This is a genomic window from Ligilactobacillus acidipiscis, from assembly GCF_900116935.1.
GTDB classification, from domain to species: Bacteria; Bacillota; Bacilli; order Lactobacillales; family Lactobacillaceae; genus Ligilactobacillus; species Ligilactobacillus acidipiscis.
Window position 1 is genome coordinate 2,497,944 of record NZ_LT630287.1, and the last position, 24,493, is coordinate 2,522,436.

Consider the following 24,493-nt stretch of genomic DNA (forward strand, 5'->3'; position numbering starts at 1 on the left):
TTGCAAGCCAAGTATACCCCACGTAGATACACAATGCAAATATTCTTACTGGAGGTTACTGGAGGTCATTTACATGCAACAAGTTGTCTTACCCATCAAAGATTCTAACGTTCTCAAAGAGGTTCAAGATACTTTACTCAATAATTTTAAAGCTGGCCAGCGTAACTATACAATCTTTCAAGTTGGTAAAGCTACGCTACTGAGAGTGAGTGACGTTATGGGCTTAAAACAAACCGATATTTTTAATCCGGACGGTTCTATTAAACAAAATGCGTTCATTCACGACCGAAAAACGGGTAAGCCTAATACCTTGTATCTTAAACCAGTTCAAACAGAACTCTTATTGTATCGTCAATGGCTGCTTGATCATAAGCTTGAATCCGAATGGCTCTTTCCTTCCAGTCAACACCCAGAACGCCATATCACTGAAAAACAGTTCTACAAAATTATGAGTAAAGTTGGCAATCTGTTAGGAATTAATTATCTAGGTACTCATACGATGCGCAAAACCGGGGCTTATCGTGTCTACACACAATCAAACTATAATATTGGCTTAGTCATGAATCTGCTCAATCATTCCAGTGAGACGATGACTTTAGCTTATTTAGGCTTAGACCAGGCTAGTACTGAAACGATGCTGGATAAAATTGATTTTGGTTAGGAGGCCGGCTTTATGGATTTAGATTTTAAAACCAACAAATATGAGCTGTTTGATGATTGGCACCAAAACAAGACTAAACAAGAATTTACACAAAAGTTGCAGCAACAAGCTCAAATTGAAAAAACACACCTGCCAAAATTATTGTCGCGTGAAGATCTAAAAATTCGGTGGCAGATGAACTCTCGTCAAAGTGTTCATCAAGTTGCTAGTAAGCCTGATTTTCCACAACCCGTTTTTGCTTTTAATCATGGTAAGACGCCGCTTTACTTAGAAACTGAAATTCAAATTTTCGAAATTAATCACCCCTGGGTGATTACTCCTGGTGCTCGTCTTGCTTATAGCCATTGGATTCTTCACAATGTGATTGATTAATCTTGAGATTTAGCTCTAGGATTTTTATCGTTGGTGCTAGCCTTCTAAATCGGGTAGGAGATAGTTCGCACTATCGACCTCCCACACCACCGTACGTACGGAACCGTATACGGCGGTTCAACAATTTAAGCTTTACTTTGTATTGACTGATACAACTGAGACATGTTTAATAGTCCCCGTTGTGTCAGTCTTTTATTGGTTATGGTCATCAACAGTGTTTTACTGTGAGCGTTACGCCAGTATCCTTTCCGCGTATTTGCGTAGGTTTTGGCTTGTTTGTGGCTCATCCCTAATTTGACCAGCGCTTTGAATCGGGTTCCAATATTCTTCCACTGCTTCCAGATGTACTGACGGATGCGCGAACGCAACCAAGCATCTAGATTCCTTAAGAATGAAGACATTTTTCCAATGGAATAATACTGAACCCAGCCCTGCATTTTCTGTTTGATTTCTTTGAGAATTTTGTCTAGGCTAACGCCTCGATTCCTCCTAGTAATTCGTTTCAGTTCCTGCTTAACTCTTTGTTTTAACTTCTGATGTGGGCGCAAATAGGCTCCCTTGCGTCCCGCACCCAGCGAAAAACCTAGAAACTTCAGTCTTAGTGGAGAACCGACTTGCGTCTTTTCTGCATTCACTTCAACTTTGAGTTCCTTTTCTAAAAACTGGGTGATGCTTTTGAGAACCCGTTCACCCGCACGCTTACTTTTAACATAGATATTACAGTCATCCGCATAGCGTACAAATTTATGTCCTCTTCTGGTCAATTCTTTGTCCAGCTCGTTCAGATAAATATTTGCTAGTAATGGTGAAATATTGCCACCTTGCGGTGTACCTTTAGCGGACTTCTCGAAAAATCGACCATTCATCACACCACTCGTCAAGAACTTACGAATCAAATGCAAGACCCATGGCTCACTAATGTAATTTTCAACAAATTTAATTAGTAAATCATGGTTCACATTGTCAAAATAGGACTTTAAATCAAGGTCGACCACGTAGTGATAACCCTGATTATAATAAGCAACCACCTTTTTCACAGCACTTTGTGCACTGCGGTGTGGTCGAAAACCATAACTATTATCTGAGAATACTTTTTCAAAAATAGGAGACAGTTGCTGTTGTAACGCCTGTTGAACCACACGGTCAACGACCGTTGGGATTCCTAACTGACGTTTCGAACCATCTGGCTTAGGAATCTCAACTCGTTTGACAGGTTGGGGTTCATAGCTTTCGGTTCGCAAGGCCTCGATTAGTTTTACGTTATTCTCTTTCAAGTATGGGCCAAGTTCCTCAACGGACATGCCGTCAATTCCTCCAGCCCCTTTATTACGCTTGACATGGACAAAGTCCCGATTTAAATTATTCCGGTCTAAGACCTTCTCACGTAATAAGCCATTTTGAGTTCTCTTTTCACCAGAAACAACGCTACGCGCTCCTGTTTGCTCTGACCCTTCCAGGGTTACCCTCCACAGGTAGTCAGCTTTATTTTCTGTTTTCTGCGATTGTCGTATTGTTTCCACCTCCAGGATGAATCAAAATTATTGTTGTTCAGCCTTTCACCATTACTGGCTACTATGGCCTCGGCTGACTTCTGTCATGGACAACTCAACATTACTATTGAGCCTGTTCCTGCCAGAAATAACTTCCAGCTTGAGAGAACTACCATGACAGACCTCCCCGGGTAAGAGCAGTAGCTTTCGCATCAAACCGTTGGCTTTACTGTGACGGTTTCGAGTGGTCAGGGACTTCGATTTGTTAAGCAATCTCATCCCACCGTTTCCAGCCTTTTAGCCACTTCTTGTTCATCGATTCGATGTTTCGTCTAGGACTTCCTTCAGATTCTACCTCACGATAGACACCCTTGTCTTCGACTCGTGATACCGGCCACTACGGCTCACAGCGGACTTACACCGCCTAGTTACTGCCCATGCCGGGCGCACTTAAAAAAGCATTGCTAGCGTCTGTAGCAATGCTTTTTATAAGGAACCATTCATATTTGAAATTTGTTTTTTATTTACCAGGTTGATAATCATCGTCAATGATAAAAACAGGTTTAATAACCTCTCCTGAACTTGAAGCTTGGTTAGCTTCATTAATTTGGTCCAAGGTAAAGAATTTTTCTAAGGAGTCAAACGGAAATTTCCCCTGTTGCCAGAATTCAATCAATTCAGGGATGGCTTTTTGCGGAACAGCTTCGCCCATCAAAACTCCCTTAACTGTTTTTTCGTAAGCAGTCAAATCAGCAAATGGATGATCGATCTTGAATTCATGACGAGTAACTGCCAATGGAACAAAAATCCCCCCAGAAGCTAAAGAATCAAAACCTTGCTGCATGACGGGGGTGATACCAGTCGTATCAATAATATAGTTAGCACCGCCACCAGTGATTTTTTTAACTTCGGCTACAGCATCATTTTCTTTGCTGTTGATCACATAATCAGCACCAAGACCTTTAGCAATTTCCAGACGTTTAGGCACAATATCGATACAAATAACTTTTGAACAACCAGCAATTTTGGCTGCCATTAATGCACCCAAACCAACAGCACCAGTCCCAAAAATCGCAATCGATGAGCCGACTTCAGGTTTCAGGCCATTAAAAACAGTTCCTGATCCAGTAACAAAACCACAACCTAAAGGTCCAACTTTGCGCAAATCGATGTCTGAGTCAATAACAGTAACATTACGATCATCAACGATGGTTTCAGTTGCAAATGAAGATTGATTGAACAACATCTTGATCGGTGTTCCATCTTCGGTATAGAAGGGAACAGAGCCATCGATCTTTGTTCCTTCCATATTCAGACGATTCCAGTTGATACAAGCTGCGGGACGACCATTTAGACAATTTTTGCAATACCCATCATAGTCATAACACAAAACAACATGATCTCCAGTTTTAGTTGAGCGGACGGCACTGCCGACTTCGGTTACGATCCCGGCACCTTCATGACCTAAAACAGCTGGAAATGGAAAGTCTCCCCCCTGGCCATTACGAACAGCTTCATCTGTATGGCAAATTCCGCTGGCTACAATGTGAACACGAACATCATGTGGGCTTAATTGATCATTAATTTGAATTTTTTCGATTTTGAAATTTTCATTAATACCATCTAAGACAGCAGCTTTAATTTTTTTCATGTAAAATAATCTCCAATTAATGTATTAGCTTTATTTGATAGCGCTATCATATATGTCTTATTGTAATTAATTATAGTTAAATGTCAACGCGTTTTAGATAGCGCTTTCAAAATATTTTTAAGTTATCAATGAACGGGCCTTAAATGGTTCAGTTTATAATTACGGCTAGTCATTAATAAAGATTGCGGTCATGGGCCATTGACTTGGCTGTTAAAAATGATTACTAGTCTAGATGAACAATTAATTCTGATCACAGAAGAGCTTGCTGCAATTCTTTCAAATTCAAAAGGCACTTACCCAGCAGTCCTGTCGGTCTACTGAGTAAGTGCCTAAACTAATAGTTAGTAACTACAACTACGCAACATCAGGGATCGTGATCCATGTCTATGTTCTTACCCTTTAGTTCTATTTACAAAAAGCTTAAGTTGAATTAAAAATCGATCCTCTCATTGCCATTTTTACTTTTTTAACTCTCCTATTTTTTCAAACCTACAATTTCACTGACCACTTTTTTGATAAAGCACTGATCATGTTCGATCAGTAATAACGTCGGTTTATTTTCAGCTATTAATTTAGTTAACTGATCTTGGTTATATACATCCAAATAATTTAACGGTTCATCCCAAATATATAATTCGGCTGGTTGCGACAAAGATTTAGCAACTTCTACTCTTTTTCGCTGTCCCATACTCATATTTTCGATTTTTTGTGCAAAAACTTCTCTTTCTAGTCCCAACTTATGCAAATTATTAAAAAACATTTCATAATCTAACTGATTATCTACAGCGAAATCTTGCAAGTGACCCACATTTTTTTCAAACTCTTGGCAAATATAACTAACCTTGATATTAGCTGGTATTTTGATAGTTCCAGAGCTATTGCCAGTAAAAGTACCTAGCAGAACTTTGATCAAGCTGGTTTTTCCTATCCCATTTGGGCCAACTACACCGACTTGTTCTCCCTTTCTGATCGCAAAACTGACTGGTTTAAATAAAGACTCATTTCCATAAGAAAGACTAAAATTTTCCACTTGAAGTAATGTTTTGTGGTGGCTCGAGCGAAAATTAAGTGCTAGTTCATCGACTTGTTCGATATTTTTCATTAGCTTTTCTTTATCATGGATCTCATCGTCCATTCTTTTTTTCAAAGACTTTGATCTTTTCATCACTCTAGCAGCACGTGCACCAATGTGTCCCGTATCATAAATACTGCCGCTTCCCTTTTTGTGCGGATCTCCGCGTTTATCTCTTTCTCGAGAACCTGACCACTTTTCTTTTTCAAGAGCCGTCTGTTTAAGTCGACCAATGTCTTTTTTTAATTTTTCATTTTGCTGTATCTCAAATGAATCTGACAGCCTTTTTTCTTGATCATAAGTCGAATAATTACCGCTATATAAGGAAATTTTAGACTTCTCTATCACCAAAATGTGATCACAAATTTGATCAACGAATCCACGGTCATGACTAACTACTATGAATCCTTGCTTTTTCTTTCTCAAATAAGTGGCCACTTGCTTTCTACTAGCTAGATCTAAATGATTAGTTGGCTCATCGATCAACGGAAATTTTTGTTGATCAATAAATAATAATGCCAATCTAAGCTTAGTCTGTTCACCACCGGATAAACTAGCAAAAGGTCGCCAAATAAGGTCAAGATCAACCTGCATCAAATTCAATTCTCGTTTCAACTGCCATTCTTCAAACTCAACCGCCTCGCTTAATGCATAAATAGCCAGCTGACTAGGATCATTGATCTCCTGGGGAAAATAATTAAACTCCACCTGGTGCGAGATTTCCCCTTGATACCCAAGCTTGGCGCGTAATAATTTTAATAGTGTAGTTTTACCGCGACCATTCCTGCCAAATAACCCCAATTTCCAGTCTGAATCTAAGTTTAAATCAACTTTATTAAATAACCGCTTTTTCTGTCCTGGATAAGAAAAAGACAAATTTCTAATTTTAATTTGCGACATACACTGCCTCCTTGCTTTAATATCTGCAAGGTAGTAGTTTCTCAAGTTAAATTGCGAGCTTAATAAATCCCTTTATAGACACAAAAAAACCCGTAGCACTAAAACAATTTAACTTTAAAACTATCCGAGTCACACCAAATAATGGCTAGATTTCTACCCTGCCCAGCTAACGATAGTTTTAAAAAGTTAAATTAGTTTTTCAATGCTCAGATCTCTCACTTTCATCTTTAAATTATTATTAGAATAGCAAACTTTCTTTCAAAAAGCTAATACAAAGTTATCCCTTTAATTCTTCTTTTTTAGTTAAACTATGTGAAAGCTATTTCAATTTAGTGAAAGTTATTGCATAATATAGTGTGTAGAATATACAAGCAAGGAGATGTCTTTTTGATTTTTGAAACAATTAAAGCTTTGGCTGCTACTAGAAACATACCATTACGTACTATCGAAATTTCATTGGGATTGCCAGCTGGCACTTTTCAAACTTGGAATCAAACGGCACCTTGCAATAAATTAGTTGCGGTTGCTCGTTATTTTCATGTTTCTGTAGAAGCTCTTTTAGGTTAAGAAAAATCAAACCCTTCGCTGCAGAATAAATTGTAGTGAAGGGCTTATTTATTAAATTTTAGCAGCCTTAGCTAAATATTTGGCTGTAATCGGGTGGTTTTTGACATAACTATATAGTTTGTATTTATTTACCCTCAAAAACTGTTTTTGTTGCTCAGTTAAGTCCTGGTCGTCTCCTTTAAGCGCTGCCATTGTTTCAGGAACTAAATTAACTACTCCTACACCTTTTGTGACTAAATTATTGAAAACATGTTGATTTTCTTGTTCTATCTTAAGCACGTTTTTCATACCAATATATCTAAAATAGTATTTTATATAATAATGACATACTCTTCTTTTTTGATTGTTCTCTTTATTTGACTGTACTAGCTGGCCACTTGGAAATAACCACATAGCTTGTCTATCAACCTTCGCAAAAATCAGATCATCATTTTCGGCTACAAATTTTGCTAATGCTTTAGGATCAAACAACGGATTTGGTCGGACCTGTCTTTCAGCTAGCAGTGTCATATTATTCTGCTTACTCATACCGTTCTCCTCTAATTGTTTTGCCTCAAAATTACACTCTATGGTTCAAGTATTTCTGATAAACGGATCAGTTCTTCCTGACTAAATTTAGCTATTGGCTTATCAAAACCTAATATTTTTAAACTTTGATTCATCTTAATTTTGCCAGAATTTAAATTATTCAGTCTTTGCTCATATTCCTGCACTTTTTCATCCAATTGTTCTTGCTTTGGTGCATTGCCTTTACGTAATTGTTTCATTTCTTCAATTGTTCCATTTAGTTTGTCAGCTTGTGCAAAATAATCTAGCAAATATTGGCGAGCATCATCCTTTTTATTCACTCGATCCCTCCTAACATTACTGCCTATCTCCGTTTTTCCAAACTAACATAGAAGTCAGAAAAATCATTGCACTACTTTTTTGTACCAAGACATTCAGTGAAAAAGATGCCCTATATTACCTAAGTCCGATAATGTTCATCTTCTAACCGTCTCATTTCACTGACTAATATATATACTGCAGATCACTTGCGGTTGTTGGGTATGCCCATATCATCTTTTTGACCTGCTTTGCTGTATACTCTTCTCCGATCAATACACTCAGATAATTGATCATTTCATCGGCTTCCATACTTAAACAAGCCGCTCCTACTACTTTTTCACTTACCTTATCTACGATCAGTTGCACTAACGGCTTTTTTTCATGTTGTCGCTTGTAGGTGATCCATCCTGTTAAGTCTATATTTTTGGTTTGGTACCGTGCCTCATCTCGCTGAGCCTGATTTTCTGTCATTCCTACTTGAGCCAACTTTGGTAATGAAAAAACTACCGTCGGGATCTTTGGATAATCGATCTCGTCATCGCGCCCTGCAAGTTGAGCTGCTACATACTTGGCCTCAATACCAGCTACTGGAGTTAATTTTGGTACAGGAGATGCTGCTGCGTCTCCGATGGCATAAATGTGAGCTGCAGTAGAACGTAAGTGTCGATCAACTATGACACCCTGATTGGAATATTCCACACCAGCTTGTGTTAAGCCCGAGTCATCCACATTGGGCTGCCGTCCGACCGCCGCAAATACCATATTAGTATCTTGGCTGAAGTCATTTGTCCCTGACAAACGGTAACCAGCTCCAATTTGCTCCACTTGAGTAACATCTTGATCAAAAACAAATTCTACCCCATGTTCTTGTAAGGACTGCACTAACTCTGTCACTAATTTTTGTGGAAAAGCTTTTAGCGGTCGCGAGTTATGCAATATAACCGTCACTTGAGCTCCTGCTGAAGCTGCGATCCCTGCTAATTCAAAGGCAACATAACCCCCACCGATGATAGTTAGATCATGCGGCATTTTATCAAGGTCCAAGAAGTCCGTGCTAGTCTGCAGAAATTCTTTGCCCGGAATATCTAACAGCCCTGGTCGCTGTCCCGTAGCGATCACAAAATTACTAGCTTCCAGCAAACATTCGCCAACCTTCACTGTTGTTCCAGCAACGAATTCTGCATGCCCAGTATATGTCTTGACCTCTGAACTCTCCATGCCTTTTTTGGTAGCCGAACTGATTCCAGACGTATAAGCACGTTTATTCGTCATCAAAGCTGACCAATCAATATCGATTTGTGCCTTTAAGCCGTTACCCGCTAAGAGTTTAGCATGTTCTTTAGCTTCCACAGCTGTATATAAGATTTTTTTCGGATCACATCCCCGATTGGGACATGTACCGCCCCACAAGTCTTCCTCGATCAACGCAACTTTCTGTCCTTGTGCTTTAATTGCCGCAGCTGCAGCCGTTCCTGCCGGACCTGCACCAATCACAACCGCATCATACTTTTCTGAGATCTTCTCCATGTTTTAGTCCTCCTGTTCTTCATTTTGACTAAGATAATTTAATACTTTTTGCCGGTCTAAATAGCCTTGACTTTGTCCACTTCGATCTCTGATCTCCACATAATTATTAGTACTTAATTTTTCAAACAAATCGCGTAAAACCGCATTTTCTGCCAAGACAGGAACATCTTCACGCTGTTCTTTAGCTAATCCATTCAGCGGCTGAGTTGCTAACAACACTTTATTCACAGGAGTATCATAAATATTCTTCGCCATACTCCCTCTAAAAAAGTCACGCACGAAATTATTCACCGGGTGCTGTGCGATTTCTTGCGGGCAAGCAGCTTGCAGCAGCTGGCCTTCACTCATAATACCAATTCTATCACCGATCTTTAGTGCTTCATCCATATCATGCGTCACAAACACGATCGTGTTATGCAACTGCTCATGAATATCCAACACCAAGTCTTGCAAACTGGCACGTGAAATTGGGTCTAGAGCACTAAAAGGTTCATCCATCAACACGATCGGCGGTTTAGATGAGATCGCCCGTAAGATCCCGACACGTTGCTGTTCACCACCAGATAACTCACGCGGATAACGGTTGCGGTATTTGACCGGATCCAAGCCGACTCTTTTTAAAAGGGAGTCTGCCATTTCTTGCAGTTGATTTTTAGGAGTCCCCTTCATCTCGGGGATCAAAGAAATATTTTGCGAAACAGTCATATTAGGAAACAAGGCGATCTGTTGTAACACATACCCCATCATCCACCGTAACTCTTGGAGCGGATAGTCCTCTGCTTTCTTGCCATTGATCAAAACCTGTCCACCAGTCGGCTGTTCTAAACGATTGATCATTTTTAAAGAAGTTGTTTTGCCGCTGCCGGACGAACCAACTAAGACAAATCTTTCACCTTGTCGAATACTCATATCCATTCCTGAAATAACTGTATTATCTCCGAATGCTTTTTGAATATTTCGAAACTCAATTGCAGCAGCCATTTAATCACCCTCCTTTAACAAGTGATGGGTCTTCAGATAATGATGTGCAACTGTTGCTGGTGCTTTGTCTTGCACATTGACTTCATAATTCATTTCCTGCATTTCTTTTTCTGTGATCCTACCGGCTAACTTATTCAAGCTTTTAACGATCTGCGGATGCTTGTCAGCAAAATCTTTCGTCATCATTGGTGCACCTTGATAGGTCGGGAACATATGCTTATCATCTTGCAAAATACTCAAATGGTACTGTCGCAGCTCACTATCGGTCGAATACGCATCAACGATATTGATTTTATTTTTATTGATTGCCTGATAGCGTAAAGCTGGTTCCATCGATTTGACAGGAAAATTCAAGCCATAAGTTTTCTTGATCCCTTTTAAACCATCACTGCGATCAATAAACTCCAAGGTCATTCCTCCGCTTAGGATCGACTGGACATTTTGCAAGTCACTAATTGTTTTCAAATGATGTTGCTGTTTAAATTTGTCTTTGACGGCTAAAGCATAGGAATTGTTATATTTCATTGGCCGCAAAAGCTCGATGTCTTCTTGCTTTCTCATGATTTGCTTAGCCTTGTCATAGGTTTCGTTAGCTGTTAAACCGCTTGTTTTTTGTGACTTTTTTGCTAGTGTTTCCAAGACTGTTCCAGTAAACTCCGGATAAATATCGATTTGCTCATTTCTCAAAGCATTAAATAAAAAGGTCGTTTTACCAAAATTTGGCTTCAAAGTTACCTTAATATGCTGCTCATCTTGCTCGATCAATTCCTTATACATATTGATCAATATTTCAGGTTCTGAGCCCAACTTACCAGCAATCGTGACAGTTTCAGTCCGATTGATATAAGCATTATATGCGCTACCGCCACCTAATAAGACAACGATGACAGCCAAAACAGAAACAGCCGTCTTTACGGATGCATGTTCCAGCCATTTGATCAATGAACTCATAATGATTGCCAAAACTCCAGATGCAACCGCCCCGATCAAAATCAATGATGTATTGTTGCGATCGATCCCTAACAAAATAAAGGTCCCCAGACCGCCAGCTCCGATCAAAGCCGCTAAAGTGGCTGTACCGATGATCAAAACCAAAGCAGTCCGAATACCGGAAATAATCGTCGGCATTGCGAGTGGCAACTCTACTTTAAATAACTTTTTCATGCGCGACATTCCGAACGCATCAGCTGCTTCTTCCAGTGCTGGGTCGATCTCAGTTAAACCCAGATAGGTATTTTGAAAGATCGGCAATAAAGCATAGACTACCAGAGCAATCACGGCTGGAACTGTCCCAATTCCCACGACCGGTATCAACAAACCTAATAAAGCCAGTGAAGGTATTGTCTGCAAAACCCCTGTCAACTGTAAGAGAAACTCGGATATTTTTTTATGTTTAACGACCCAGATCGCTAGTGGGATCGCGATCACCATCGCAATCAGTAAAGAAAGTGTCGAGATCTGCAAATGCTGCAGCAATGCCTGCCACAGATCCCCTCTTCTTTCATTGAATGTTTGCATTATTTGTTCCATCGATTTGTCCTTCCATATTTAATTACGTACAGACTAAGTGAATGAAAAAGCTCTTCTGCATTCTATTTTAGCAAATTAAAAATTTCCCTACTGTAATTAACTTTTTTATAGTCATTTCAACCTTAACCATAGCAATTATTTGTCATTCAGAAAAGAAATATCACTTCAAAAAGAATAAATATCAACTGCGATTCTTCCTCATACAAATTTTTTCACGACAAAAATGGCGTAGAAAAAATTTCCTACACCATTTTTCAGGGATGATCTGCGCTTAGAAGTTCTCTTTAACAGCAAACACTCTCACACACTGATGCGATGGTGGTTTTAGAAGGTGAGTGTTCAAGGTCAGCTGCTGCATGGAAGATCTATGCAGGTATGATTAAGCACATACACTAATATATACGCAAGTTATTGCCAAACTTGTTTTTCTTTTTGAATTAATTTTCAGTTGCGGGTTCCACAATGTTACCAGCTTGTTCTTCTTTCAAGTGGTCATAGTAATTTGCGTAAGTTAAATTCGTATACGGAAAGACCCAGATCCCAGCAAGACCATTAGTAATCCAAACCAAGATCTGCCAACCGATCAAGCTAAGCTGCAAAACAAAAAATTCCCATTTATGTCCATCCATCATCTGACGACTCTGTGTAACGGCACCACGAAAGCGGAGCGGCTGTCCAGCATCAACAGAATCACGATAGATGTAAAAAGCCTGTGAATAAGCTAAACCCTTAATGATCCCAGGAACAAAGAGCAGTAACGTCCACAAGAAAACCCAGATAAATTCAAGCAAGCCGATACCAACAGCTCCCCAAAAGTATTTTGAATTTGAAAAAATTGTGAATCCCTTGGAGAAACCTTGTGTATATTCGGCCTTATTGCGGATACTGTCCAAGCTAACAAATTGTGCGCCCACTAAAATCAAACTGGCAAGTAAGAGGAGTATCGATCCCCAATTAAGCCCTGTTTGTTGATTTTGTAAGGTCTTAAGACCCTGAGAGTTACTTTGCGAACTCCCAATAAAATATAGAACTATGTACGGTAGAAAAAGTAAGAAGAAGAAACTGAAATGACCATTTAATTTGGTTTTCGCACCCTTCTTTAATTCCTTTCTTGACATAAAAAACCCCCTATATAAATGAATTACATCAACCGTACCATAGGCACCCTAATAATTTCAAAATAAATGCTTAATTATTCAAGCTAAAAGATTTACAGGATAAGAGTCTTTTCGCAACCGTAGGAAATTATTTTATTTCAATGATAATTCAACTTCTATTCGAGCACACGCACATAAATATATTTACCAACTTTACGACTGACCATTTGCTGCTGCCCTTCTTTAGATGATAAAAACAAAATATCGAAATCACGGTCGACTTTTTCAGCGAAATATCCATACCCGATTTTCAGTCCGATTTGCTGCACATATCCAATGACCTTTGAGTTATCCAAATACTCTGCTAACTTGCATTTTTGTTGGGGTTTAAGCGAATTTAGCGAATGTATTGACTCATTAAAGAGCCGCGGTTCTTGCACATCAGTCCCAAATGGAGTCTTTCTTGGATAATTTAATTGCTCATTCAACTGATCATACATGAGCTGACTATCAAAGTTTGCAAGTTTCCAGGCTTGTGACGCGATCTGTTCTAAAGGCAAATTTAATTCATTGTCAAGCCAGGCTTCACATAAGCGAAATTTTTTTATCAATTGGATAGCCTGTCTTTCGCCTTCTTTGCTAAACGAGATCGCACCATACCTCTGACTGATGACAATTCCTTTTTGGCACATTTTTTTGACCTGTTCGGTGGTAGTTGCTGGAGATACACCCAATAAACCTGCCAAACGTTTGTTAGACGTTTTTCCTGTTAAATAACTCCCTTCAAAAATTGCCCGCAAGTAATTATCCGCTACATTATGCATCACTTAATTCCCCCTTTTATTATTTTTAAGTATACCAAAACTTTTTATTTTAATCTATGAACTTATGGTGTACAATATTCAGTGGAAAAAGGAAAGGTGGTTTTACAAGTGAGTCAAAACGAGCAACCAACTCAAAAGAAGCACCGTTTGGTTCAATATGCAAACGGTCGCTCGCTCGAAGAAATCAATGGAACTGTGGAAGTTCCTAGAGGCAAGGGATTTTGGAAGACGCTGTTTATGTATTCCGGTCCGGGTGCTTTAGTTGCGGTAGGATACATGGATCCAGGTAACTGGTCTACATCGATCACAGGTGGGCAGAACTTCTCCTACTTGTTAATGTCTGTGATTTTGATGTCGAGTTTAATTGCCATGCTGTTGCAGTACATGGCCGCTAAACTGGGCATAGTAAGTCAAATGGACCTAGCACAAGCAACACGTGCCCGGACAGGTAAAGCTTTGGGGATCATTTTATGGATCATGACAGAGTTAGCTATTATGGCAACCGATATCGCTGAAGTTATCGGTGGTGCGATCGCCCTTTATCTTTTATTTGATATCCCTCTGATCATTGCTGTTTTCTTAACAGTTTTAGATGTTTTAGTATTGCTATTATTGACCAAGATCGGTTTTAGAAAAATTGAAGCGATAGTTGTTTGTTTAATTTTCGTGATCTTAGGAGTCTTCATTTATCAAGTAGCTCTGTCTGATCCAAATTGGGGTGAAATGTTCAAAGGCTTTATCCCAACTGGAGATACTTTTGCAAGTTCACCTGAAGTTCATGGGATGTCACCAATTTCTGGTGCCCTTGGTATCATCGGTGCTACGGTCATGCCGCATAACTTATACTTGCATTCAGCTATTTCGCAAACCAGAAAAGTTGATCATAACGACGAAGAAGATGTTTCACGGACAGTTAAGTTCACTACTTGGGATTCAAATATCCAGCTATCCCTGGCATTTATCGTTAATGCCTTGCTTTTGATCATGGGTGTCGCTGTCTTCAAATCAGGAGCTGTACAAGATCCTTCTTTCTTCGGTTTGTATGAAGCACTCTCAGATACTTCGACGTTAAGCAATGGTATCTTGATCAAAGTTGCTCGTTCTGGTGCCTTGTCAGTCTTGTTTGCCGTTGCTTTGTTAGCTTCAGGTCAGAACTCAACTATTACTGGTACTTTGACCGGTCAGGTCGTTATGGAAGGTTTCGTGCACATGAAGATGCCTTTGTGGGCTCGTCGCTTAGTCACTCGTTTGATCTCAGTTGTGCCAGTTTTAATTGCTGTGTTATCAACAAGTGGTCAAAGCGAAGTTCAACAACACGTCACTATCAACAACTTAATGAATAATTCGCAGGTTTTCTTGGCTTTTGCCCTACCGTTTTCAATGATCCCATTACTAATGCTAACTAACAGCAAGACAGAAATGGGCAATCGTTTTAAGAACTCGACTTGGGTCAGGATCCTCGGCTGGATCTCTGTTCTTGGTCTAACTTTCTTAAACATGAAGGGATTACCAGCATCGATCGAAGCATTTTTCGGAAACGATCCAACTGCTGCACTAGTTACAACAGCTGACACGATCGCATATATTATTATTGCACTGATCATTGCTCTATTAGTTTGGACTGTCACTGATATCTATCGTGGTGACAAACGTTTGGCAAAAGAACAAGCACAAAGAAAGCAGTCGCAAGAATAATGACAAACAAAGAACCTAAATTTTCACGTCTTCTCGTTGGTACTGATGATTCGCGAGACGCTCAATTAGCTTTTAACTATGCGATCGATCATGCTTTGAAAAATGATGCAGAACTTTTCATTGTTTCCGTGCTCGAAAGCGATGAGATGAATATTTACCAAGCTTTAGATGACGATTATATTCATGGTGAAAAATCAGAATTAGAAAATCATCTATTAACTTACAAAGAGACTGCAAAAAAAGCAGGTGTCAAACGCATTCAAACAGTGATTGCTGAAGGTGATCCTAGCAAAACGATCGTTTCTGAAGTCATCCCACAGGTGAACCCCGACTTGTTGATCATTGGCTCTTTTGATAAAACCGGCATCAGCAAACGCTTTGGAAGTCAGGCCGCCTACATGGCCAAGTATGCGCCAGTCCCTGTTTTAGTAATGCGTTAGTTTTAAAATTTAATTCTTACTCAAGAATGGCACAAGGCACGAGATCCTTACTTTAAAGGCCTCGTGCCCTTTTTTACTATGTTATTCTCTATTTATGACGTGTTTCAATGATACTTTGCAGGCTATCAAAGGTCTCATCGGCTTTTTTACCAAAATATTGTGCCGTTAACATATACAAGCATTCTGTGATCGCCAACTGCGAAGTCATTGATAAGAAAGCCTTTTGCCGATATTGTAAAGACTTAGAAATCGAAAAGAAACAAATTTTGCCGTAAGTCGTCAACGGTGACTTAGGCGTGCTAGTGATAACGATCATCGGCACATGTTTTTGCTCTAAGACCTCTGCGATGTTGAGAGTATCTTTATTGCTACCTGTATGTGAAATAACAATCGCGCAATCATCTTTAGTCAACTTAGAAGCCTGCATCAGTGACATGTGATATTCAGAATTATAAGTTACATATAATGGCACCCGCAAAAAGCGGTGGTATGCATCAAAGGCAACAATATTAGATCCGCCCAATCCAAAAAATGACAAATTTTTAGCTCTAACGATCAATTCTCTAGCAGCAAGCAGGTCTTTTTCATGCATCAAATCAAAAGTCTCCGTTAAGGTTTCAATGTTAGCGCTCAAAACCTTTTGCGAAACGGTTTTAAGTGTATCATGGTCAGAAATCTCACTGCCGATTGCAAGCGGATTTTCAACCTGGCTGTTTAAGGCCCACTTAAACTGAGAAAAATTCCGGTATCCCATGTCCTTAGCAAAACGTGAAACAGTTGCCAACGAAACTCCGCTTTTTTTTGCTAATTGTGCTAATGTCATAAAAGAGATCTGCGCATAGTTTTTCATAATAAAATCAGCTAATTTTTTACTGCTGGCACCCATCCTGACGTAATCTTTTTTGATCCTTTCTGTAATTTGTCCTTCCATTTCTTATCACTCCATTATTCTAATATCTTTATTTATTAACATTGCTTATTTTTCTTAAAAGTTTTTCTTGCATTGTAACCATTTTCAATTATAATGGAGTTGTAAAAAAAAGTCATCTTTTTTATTTTTATTATGCTACTTTTTTTCATTTTAATTATTTTTTACTGTTCTAACACGGTTATAAGAAAGGACGCTTTTACTATGAAATTAGTGATCGTTGCGGCTGCCGTCGTATTATTGATCTTTTTAATCGTTAAGGTCAAATTAAATACTTTCATTTCACTGATCGTTACCTCATTTTTGACAGCTTTAGCACTAGAGATCCCTTTGGCAAAAATCCCCGATATTATTACGTCGGGTATGGGAGATCAACTTGGAGACCTAGCTATCGTCTTTGGTCTTGGGTCAATGATCGGCAAGCTTGTTTCCGATTCAGGTGGCGGTTATCGAATTGCACATACTTTAATCGATAATTTTGGTAAAAAGCGGATTCAAATTGCCGTGATCCTAGCTTCATTTATCGTCGGCTTAGCTTTATTCTTCGAAGTTGGCCTAGTCGTCTTATTACCGATCATCTTTGTGATTGCTGACGAGTTAGGTTTGCCGTTGCTAGTTCTTGCTATCCCAATGGCTGCGACTTTAAATGTCATGCACGGTTTTATCCCACCACATCCTGCCCCAACTGCAATTGCTGGGATCTTACATGCTGACTTAGGTCAGGTGATCTTACTTGGTATTATTGTTGCTATTCCAACGGTGATCGTTTCTGGTCCAGTATTTAATCACTTTCTGCATAAATGGTATCCACAAGTTTATCGCATTCAAAAATCGATCCCTGGACTTGGCAAAGTCAAAGAATTTAAGTTGGAAGAAACGCCATCCTTTGTTAAAAGTGTCATTACAGCGATGCTGCCTGTCATCTTGATCGGGATCTCTACGATCCTAAAATATTGGCTGCCAAACAACAGCTTTAATAAAGCCGTTCAATTTATCGGTAATGCCGATGTTGCTATGCTGCTTTCATTGATCTTAGCGCTTTTTACAATGGGTATTGGCCAAAAAATACCTATGAAACAAATTGGTGCCACACTTGAATCGGCTATCACGCAGATCGCCGTGATGCTCTTTATTATCGGTGGTGGTGGTGCCTTCAAACAAGTTTTGGTCGAAGGCGGGATCTCAAATTATATTTCATCCCTATTTGCCAACACTAATATGTCACCAATCTTCGCTGCTTGGCTGATCACCGCTATTCTCCGGGTCAGTCTTGGCTCCTCTACAGTTGCTGCATTAACAGCTGCTGGTTTGGTCGTTCCCATGATCGCTCAAACAGGCGTTGATCCCGTTTTAATGGTTTTGGCCATAGGCGCAGGCAGTATTTTTGCTGACCATGTCAACGATGCAGGTTTCTGGATGATCAAAGAGTACTTTGGTTTAACTTTAAAAGAGACTTTCCTTTCCTGGACAACTTTGACCTCGGTCATTTCGCTGACTGGATTGATCTCGGTTTACGCTTTATCTCTTTTCGTCTAGTCGCTAAAGAATTGGTAAATTACAAAAAATTCATATTACACAACGAATTTTAAAAACCACATTCAATTTTTCGTCACCTATTTTTGCGAAAGGATGTCATATAATGAACTACATCATTGGAATGGATATTGGAACTACCAGCACAAAAGCCGTGCTGTATGGCGAAGATGGTCAAGTTTACACGCACGCTAACGAAGGCTATCCTTTATACCGCGACGCAACAGGCATGGCAGAAGAAGATCAAGAAGAGATCTTGACCGCTGTTACTAAAGCATTAAAACAAGTAATCAGTTATCTTGACCTCAAGAGAGACAACTTAAGGGGGGTTAGTTTTTCTAGTGCTAACCAAAGCTTGATCGTATTAGATAAAAATCACCGGCCACTGACCAGAGTTCAGACCTGGGGAGACACACGCTCTGCCAAATATGCGGCACAGATCAAAAATTCTGCTCGTGGTCAGTCTATTTATGAAAAAACAGGAACACCGATCCACCCGATGTCACTACTGTGTAAGATACTCTGGCTAAAAAATGAACGACCGGATATTTATAAAAAGGCAGCATACTATTGCGGCATCAAAGAATACATTTTCTATCGTCTATTCGGTGTTTGGCAAATGGATATATCAGTTGCCAGTTGCACTGGACTCTTTAACATTTTTCAGCAAAAATGGGAGCAAGAAGCACTCAAGGTTGCCGGCGTCAGTGAAGAACAACTGCCTCCAGTAGTCGATGCCTATCATCAATTTTCCGGTTTAAAAGATGAATTCGTTAAAAAGACCGGTTGCCCTGCCAATACGACCTTTATCCAAGGAGCATTTGATGGTGCATTATCAAATCTCGGTGTGGGCGCGATCGATGCTGGGGTCGTTGCTGTCACGATCGGTACTTCTGGTGCTGTGCGTGTTGTTACTGACCATCCCGTCACTGATCCAAAGGGAAGAATCTTCTGCTATGCCGTTGATAAAGGGCACTATGTAGTTGGAGGCCCAGTTAATAACGGAGGCGTTGTCTTCCGTTGGGCTCGCGACAATCTGTTCGATGCTGAAAAAAGTACAGCTGCCTTACTGCACAAGAATACTTATGACTTACTAACTGAAATTGCAGCACAAGTTCCAGCTGGATCTGACGGCTTACTGTTCCATCCTTTCTTAAGTGGTGAACGTGCACCGATCTGGGAAGCAAACGCGCGTGGTTCATTCTTTGGTTTAACGCAAATGCACACTCGGGCACACATGGTTCGTGCTGTTTTAGAAGGCATTGTCTATAACCTTTATACTGTCTTGCTGGCACTAGAAGAAGTTGTCGGACAACCCAAAGAGATCTTAGCAACTGGCGGTTTTGCCCGATCTCAATTGTGGCGGCAAATGCTAGCGGATGTTTTCGAAACTCCGGTCACGATACCACAAGACTTTGAGTCGTCTTGCCTGGGAGCAGCGGTAATAGGTATGAAATCACTCGGAATCGTTGACGACCTTAGTGTTGTCAAACAATTTATCGGTGAAACATCAACTTATGATCCAAATCCGAAAAATTTTGCTGTTTATCGTGAATTAGTTCCGATCTACATTCGTTTAACTCGTCAACTAAGACCTGAATATGAAAATATCGCGCGTTTCCAGATTGAACACAGTCACTCCCAAAATGAAGATTGATCATTTTTCGTGCTAGTGCTTAAAACTTGCTAATCTAAAGATAATCACACATGAACGAACTATTTAGGAGGAAGAATAAAATGCAACTTGGTTTGATCGGCTTAGGAAAAATGGGCTGGAATTTAATGGAAAATATGTTAGACCACGATGTGGAAGTCAGTGTTTTTGACGTAAATGAAGAAACTCGCAAAAAAGCTCAAAACTCAGAGTTTGATATTGAAATAACCAACAGTTTAGAAAAACTAGTTAAGTCTTTGCCCCAACCACGCATTATCTGGTTAATGGTTCCTGCTGGCGGCCCGACTAACGATAGTGTCTCTAAATTGGTCGACTTGATGGATCAAGACGACATCCTAATCGATGGTGGTAACTCATATTATAAGGATTCTATTGACCATGGCCAAACAGCTGCCAAAAAAGGGATCCATTTCTTTGATGTTGGTACTTCGGGCGGCATGTCCGGTGCACGTCATGATGGAAATTTCATGATCGGGGGAGAAAAGGACATTTTCTCTCAGATCAAGCCTTTATTTGAAAAAATTGCCGCAAAAAATGGTTATCTATACACTGGTCAATGCGGTTCTGGCCATTATCTAAAAATGGTGCATAACGGTGTGGAATATGGCATGATGCAAGCCATCGGTGAAGGTTTTGAGGTCTTATCCAAAAGTCAATTTAACTTTGACAATGAAGCCGTGGCTAAGGTCTGGAATAACGGTTCCGTTGTACGCAGCTGGTTGATGAAACTCGCCCAAGAGGCATTTGCCAATGACGCCGATTTAGATAAGATCAAGGGAGTTATGCACTCTTCTGGTGAAGGTGCTTGGACGGTTGAAGAGGCAATCAAACTTCATGTACCAACGCCTGCGATCAGCAGTGCTTTGATGATGAGATACCGTTCAGAAGAAAATGATACGATGACTGGTAAAGTTGTTTCTTCCTTAAGAAACGGTTTTGGCGGACATGCTGTCGATAAAAAATAAATATTAACTAGTTATTAAATTAAAGGCACGCGTTTCCCGGGATTCAGGTTCAGGAAACGCATGCCTTTTAAATAAAACGATTTTTCTTTACTGAAATTAATTTTCTTTAATTGAGCCAATTAGTTCATCATTATCTGCTGGTGGATCTGCGAGAAGTTTTCTAACATCATCAAGATCGACTGGAACATTCCAAACCAAAACACCAGCAAGTTTTTCATCATTTAAGAAATAAACGATAGTTCCACTATTCCTTTTGTCGAAGATTTTTTTCAAACTTAGGTCGATATTCCCGATAGCCTGCCAAGAAATATCAAAAATCATTGAATAGAAGTATGGGGTATGCTGATAAGCAAGGTGAGCTCCTGCCATGTTCTGACCCACTAGTTCACCGGAAAGGCGAGCATGATCAACATGTTCGATCCGTTGACGGCCTAAGATCTTGTCTGGATAAGAAGCAATATCCCCAGCTGACCAGATCGATGGATCACTAGTTTGAAGATATTCATCGACTTTTACACCACCATCGGCCAATTCCAGCTCACTAGCCTTAGCTAATTCGATCCTTGGAGTAACACCCAGACCAATAATAATGGTTTCAGCAGAGATCTCTGAACCATCAGCTATAGAAATAGTCAAATGATCTCCTTGACGCTGATAAGATTCAACCATCTTACCACTTAGTATCTCGACCCCATTTTTCTTGAAGGTCTCCTCATATTCTTGACGGATCTCTTCAGGAAATTTACCTTCTCCAAGTGCTTTTTCAGGGAATATCATGGTAACTTTAGTATCATTTTGTGTTAATGAAGAAGCTAATTCAGTCCCAACATATCCGCCGCCAATAATAACAACATGCTTATTTTTACCACTAAATTTGCGGAGTCTACGATAATCCGACCAATTTCTGAAAACTAAAACATGCGGATCATCCGGTCCTTTAATATTACGTGGTTCGCCACCAGTTGCCAATAATAACTGCTCATAATGGACAACAGTATTATCTCCTAACTCAACCTCTTTTTCTTGGCGATCGATCTTATTAACGGTCGTGTTAAACTTAAAGGTAACATCCGCATGATCTTCCGCACCAATTCTAATATCTTCTTCGGTAAACTCATCATCTAACCATAACTTTTTACTTAAAGCAGGCCGTTCATAGGGAACATCCGCCTCTTTTGACACAACCAAAATTGATCCACTTGGATCTTCTTTTCGGATACCCTTGATCGCATAGCCGGCAACCACTCCACCACCAACAACGACATATTGATAACGGTTTCCTTTTGCTGTATTACCCATCTTTTCGCCTCCAAATATAAATCTTCTACTACAACTCACATTGTAATATAAAAAGGCATATATGAAAAAGAAGTTGTTTGTAACTAAAAAAATTTGTTAAATGAAGATACTATCCAACCAGTATTAGGATTCACCATCACCGACAAAGACGGAAAGTAATATAAAAACTTTATGCCTTCTACTGCAAAGGGACCTTAACTTACGACGGGAAAACCGTCCAAGTTAACGATCATGGGCATCGCGACTATCAGTGGAGCAGTATCGATCAATTAACAGATTTCATACAGCCTTAAAGTAACCAAAGAGGTCGAATCACAAGATTATTATGGGCCAGATCCTCTTGAATTAGAGAACAATTTGACAAACTCAACCTAAATCCCTCTTATACTCGAGATATGGCTGATGGTAGTATTAAAATCGTTGACGTTAATAATAAAATCGAACGTTCTGGCAGTATGATCTATGAATTTCCATATCTTGGAAAATCCTACAAAGAATATATGGCATAAGCCTAAATTTTAATATAAATTTCTCCCAACAAGCTCTTGTATTATCTATTATGTTGCGGTATTTTTACTATAGATAGTATGTTTTTATTCTCAGCGGAAATTAATATGCCATGATTTAGTATTATCATATACTGATCATGCTGATTTTTTAAAACCCATTAGTGAATATATTCACTAACATATTTTAAATAACCTTTTAACTTTCACATTTATTTTAGAATATAGTCAAACTCAGAATAAAATGCATGTAATCAAGTTGCAAAAATCAGGCAATTACGCTTATTCAACGTAAATCTCACATTGCTAAAAATGCAATGACCACACATAACAATGTCAATTGTCTTCCACTTTCTTCACTTTGTTTTCGTAGTTGGGCTTTGAAACCCGAGAGTGTTTCTTGCCCTTTACAAAAGGAGGTAATTTTTTGTCTTTAGAAGATATTAAAAAAATCACGAATATTGGCGCTGGTACTATGGGACATGCTATCACCCTGCAATTTGCCTTAAAGGGTTATCCCGTTAACTTGTTGGATATGACAGAAGAGATGACAGAAGAGGCCTTGAAAAATGGCTTAGAGAAAATTGAAAGCGATCTTAGAACCTATGTTAAGGCTGGTATCATTACTAAAAATGAGATCCCAGCAATTATGGCGCGGATCTCGATAACAACTGACTATCCTGATGCTTTAACTGGTGCTGATTTCGTAATAGAATCCGTAGTTGAATCGATGGATGTTAAAAAAATGATCTGGCAAAAAATAGAAAATCTGGTTAAACCTCAGACTATCTTGGCCACAAATACTTCCGGACTAAGTCCAACTGAAATTGCCCAATATCTAAATAAACCTGAGCGCTTCTTGGTAGCACATTTTTACAATCCTGCTCATTTGATGCCATTAGTCGAAGTTGTGCCAGCACAAAAAACTGATCCTAACGTGGTCCAAACAACCGTTGATCTAATGAATCATATCGGTAAACATGCTGTAGCTCTCAAAAAAGAGGCGCCCGGCTTTGTAGGGAATAGAATTCAAGCAGCTATTATACGCGAGTGTCTGTCAATTATACAGCAAGACATCGCATCACCCGAAACCATCGATGACATTGTAAAATATAGCTTAGGTTTACGTTATAGCATCTTAGGTCCAATTGCTAGTGCTGACTTAGGCGGTTTGGACACTTTCAACATCATTATCGGTTATCTTACTCATGAGATCAGCAACGCTGTTGGAGAGAACCCGTTACTCGCCCAAAAAGTAAAAGAAGGAAAACTAGGACAAAAAACTGGTGAAGGTTTTTACGACTGGACCGGTGAACAAGGAAAAGAAACGATCAAGTATCGTGATGAACAATTATTACGAGCTTTAGCTAGGGAAAATAAGAATTAAACTTTTTTCAACAGAAATAAAAAGCCCCCCAGTTTTAACTAGTTAATGAACTACTTTGTTAATGTCTGATATAATTAAATTCTATCAAGGATCTTCATACAGAAGCAAGTACTTGCCCTTTTTCAAAAAATTTCCATGGCTCCCTGTCTGTTAGGAGCGAAAGTTATCAAGGAAACAAAAATTTACCGCATTTAGTTTAAAATACCATTCACAAAGACTCTGTCAGGTGTTTTACAAAGCGTCTTGACCAATACTGTTGCATTTTCTGAGATAGTAAAAAATAAATGTTCCGTTTATTCAGTGGTCAAATTTTATACTAACTATGCTCTAGCAGTTCCTGTGTATGTTTCAAAGCATAGAGCTTGGTTTAAAGGTCATTGATACCTACCGCCATTTTAACTAATGTACCTTTAGCGGTGAAAAAGATTTTGAAACTGGACATTTCATAGAGAGTGTTTCCTTGATAGATCCACCGAACTCTGCTGGATCACCTATCAACATAGATTATCTGCGTGTCCATTCTAAAAGTTTTAAACAAAAGACCCGAAACATAACGTTTAAATTG

21 protein-coding genes are annotated in these 24,493 nt (G+C 39.4%); 9 read left to right on the forward strand and 12 right to left on the reverse strand.

Going from position 1 to position 24,493, the window contains the following annotated elements:
• The first annotated feature begins 73 nt into the window (after positions 1 to 73).
• Positions 74 to 661 carry a site-specific integrase gene (locus BQ5903_RS11595; RefSeq protein ID WP_079579604.1) on the forward strand — a complete coding sequence of 196 codons (588 nt, stop codon included), beginning with the start codon at positions 74 to 76 and terminating at the stop codon, positions 659 to 661.
• A gap of 12 nt (positions 662 to 673) precedes the next feature.
• Positions 674 to 1,033, forward strand: a complete 360-nt coding sequence (locus tag BQ5903_RS11600; protein WP_056972596.1) for a hypothetical protein — start codon at positions 674 to 676, stop codon at positions 1,031 to 1,033.
• A gap of 125 nt (positions 1,034 to 1,158) precedes the next feature.
• Here BQ5903_RS11600 and ltrA read toward each other — a convergent pair whose 3' ends face one another.
• The 3 genes from ltrA to abc-f form a co-directional block, all read right to left on the reverse strand.
• Entirely contained in the window at positions 1,159 to 2,544 is a 1,386-nt protein-coding gene (ltrA, locus tag BQ5903_RS11605; RefSeq protein WP_079579685.1) for a group II intron reverse transcriptase/maturase, read from the reverse strand.
• Between the two features lie 499 nt (positions 2,545 to 3,043).
• Entirely contained in the window at positions 3,044 to 4,174 is a 1,131-nt protein-coding gene (locus tag BQ5903_RS11610) for an NAD(P)-dependent alcohol dehydrogenase (RefSeq protein WP_079579605.1), read from the reverse strand.
• Between the two features lie 475 nt (positions 4,175 to 4,649).
• A complete protein-coding gene (gene abc-f / locus BQ5903_RS11615; protein ID WP_056972053.1) occupies positions 4,650 to 6,146 on the reverse strand; it encodes a ribosomal protection-like ABC-F family protein in 1,497 nt (498 codons plus the stop codon).
• Between the two features lie 387 nt (positions 6,147 to 6,533).
• Between abc-f and BQ5903_RS11620 the strand changes: the two genes are divergently transcribed.
• Positions 6,534 to 6,713, forward strand: a complete 180-nt coding sequence (locus BQ5903_RS11620; protein ID WP_010495906.1) for a hypothetical protein — start codon at positions 6,534 to 6,536, stop codon at positions 6,711 to 6,713.
• 51 nt (positions 6,714 to 6,764) lie between these two features.
• On the opposite strand, the gene BQ5903_RS11625 is transcribed toward BQ5903_RS11620, so the two are convergent.
• The 7 genes from BQ5903_RS11625 to BQ5903_RS11655 all read right to left on the reverse strand — a co-directional run bounded on the left by BQ5903_RS11625 (position 6,765) and on the right by BQ5903_RS11655 (position 13,500).
• Positions 6,765 to 7,241, reverse strand: a complete 477-nt coding sequence (locus BQ5903_RS11625) for a hypothetical protein (protein ID WP_010495905.1) — start codon at positions 7,239 to 7,241, stop codon at positions 6,765 to 6,767.
• Between the two features lie 38 nt (positions 7,242 to 7,279).
• Positions 7,280 to 7,561 carry a hypothetical protein gene (locus BQ5903_RS11630; protein ID WP_010495904.1) on the reverse strand — a complete coding sequence of 94 codons (282 nt, stop codon included), beginning with the start codon at positions 7,559 to 7,561 and terminating at the stop codon, positions 7,280 to 7,282.
• Positions 7,562 to 7,724: 163 nt separating this feature from the next.
• Positions 7,725 to 9,068: a dihydrolipoyl dehydrogenase family protein gene (locus BQ5903_RS11635; RefSeq protein WP_079579606.1), complete on the reverse strand. Its 1,344-nt coding sequence runs from the start codon at positions 9,066 to 9,068 to the stop codon at positions 7,725 to 7,727.
• Between the two features lie 3 nt (positions 9,069 to 9,071).
• On the reverse strand, positions 9,072 to 10,049 hold the full coding sequence (locus BQ5903_RS11640; RefSeq protein WP_010495902.1) for an ABC transporter ATP-binding protein: 978 nt from the start codon (positions 10,047 to 10,049) through the stop codon (positions 9,072 to 9,074).
• Complete coding sequence (locus BQ5903_RS11645; protein WP_079579607.1) at positions 10,050 to 11,579, reverse strand: ABC transporter permease/substrate-binding protein; 1,530 nt, start codon at positions 11,577 to 11,579, stop codon at positions 10,050 to 10,052.
• A 437-nt stretch (positions 11,580 to 12,016) separates the two neighbouring features.
• Positions 12,017 to 12,697 (reverse strand): DUF975 family protein, encoded by a 681-nt coding sequence (locus BQ5903_RS11650; RefSeq protein WP_079579608.1) that lies wholly within the window; start codon positions 12,695 to 12,697, stop codon positions 12,017 to 12,019.
• 155 nt (positions 12,698 to 12,852) lie between these two features.
• A complete protein-coding gene (locus BQ5903_RS11655) occupies positions 12,853 to 13,500 on the reverse strand; it encodes a metal-dependent transcriptional regulator (protein ID WP_010495898.1) in 648 nt (215 codons plus the stop codon).
• Positions 13,501 to 13,608: 108 nt separating this feature from the next.
• Between BQ5903_RS11655 and BQ5903_RS11660 the strand changes: the two genes are divergently transcribed.
• Positions 13,609 to 15,195, forward strand: coding sequence for an Nramp family divalent metal transporter (locus tag BQ5903_RS11660; protein WP_079579609.1), 1,587 nt, complete (start codon positions 13,609 to 13,611; stop codon positions 15,193 to 15,195).
• A complete protein-coding gene (locus BQ5903_RS11665; protein WP_010495896.1) occupies positions 15,195 to 15,635 on the forward strand; it encodes a universal stress protein in 441 nt (146 codons plus the stop codon). The genes BQ5903_RS11660 and BQ5903_RS11665 overlap by 1 nt, the downstream gene beginning before the upstream one ends.
• 88 nt (positions 15,636 to 15,723) lie before the next feature.
• Here BQ5903_RS11665 and BQ5903_RS11670 read toward each other — a convergent pair whose 3' ends face one another.
• A complete protein-coding gene (locus BQ5903_RS11670; protein ID WP_010495895.1) occupies positions 15,724 to 16,566 on the reverse strand; it encodes a MurR/RpiR family transcriptional regulator in 843 nt (280 codons plus the stop codon).
• Positions 16,567 to 16,767: 201 nt separating this feature from the next.
• Here BQ5903_RS11670 and BQ5903_RS11675 point away from each other — a divergent pair, with 201 nt between their 5' ends.
• The 3 genes from BQ5903_RS11675 (at position 16,768) to gnd (ending at position 20,736) form a co-directional block, all read left to right on the forward strand.
• Complete coding sequence (locus BQ5903_RS11675) at positions 16,768 to 18,099, forward strand: gluconate:H+ symporter (RefSeq protein WP_079579610.1); 1,332 nt, start codon at positions 16,768 to 16,770, stop codon at positions 18,097 to 18,099.
• Positions 18,100 to 18,202: 103 nt separating this feature from the next.
• Positions 18,203 to 19,753 carry a gluconokinase gene (gntK, locus tag BQ5903_RS11680; protein WP_056971738.1) on the forward strand — a complete coding sequence of 517 codons (1,551 nt, stop codon included), beginning with the start codon at positions 18,203 to 18,205 and terminating at the stop codon, positions 19,751 to 19,753.
• 80 nt (positions 19,754 to 19,833) lie between these two features.
• Entirely contained in the window at positions 19,834 to 20,736 is a 903-nt protein-coding gene (gnd, locus tag BQ5903_RS11685) for a phosphogluconate dehydrogenase (NAD(+)-dependent, decarboxylating) (RefSeq protein ID WP_010495880.1), read from the forward strand.
• 96 nt (positions 20,737 to 20,832) lie between these two features.
• Here gnd and BQ5903_RS11690 read toward each other — a convergent pair whose 3' ends face one another.
• Entirely contained in the window at positions 20,833 to 22,035 is a 1,203-nt protein-coding gene (locus tag BQ5903_RS11690) for an NAD(P)/FAD-dependent oxidoreductase (protein ID WP_010495878.1), read from the reverse strand.
• A 933-nt stretch (positions 22,036 to 22,968) separates the two neighbouring features.
• Here BQ5903_RS11690 and BQ5903_RS11695 point away from each other — a divergent pair.
• The gene (locus BQ5903_RS11695) at positions 22,969 to 23,928 is read left to right on the forward strand and encodes a 3-hydroxyacyl-CoA dehydrogenase family protein (RefSeq protein WP_079579611.1); all 960 of its coding nucleotides are present in this window, start codon (positions 22,969 to 22,971) and stop codon (positions 23,926 to 23,928) included.
• Positions 23,929 to 24,493 lie beyond the last annotated feature (565 nt).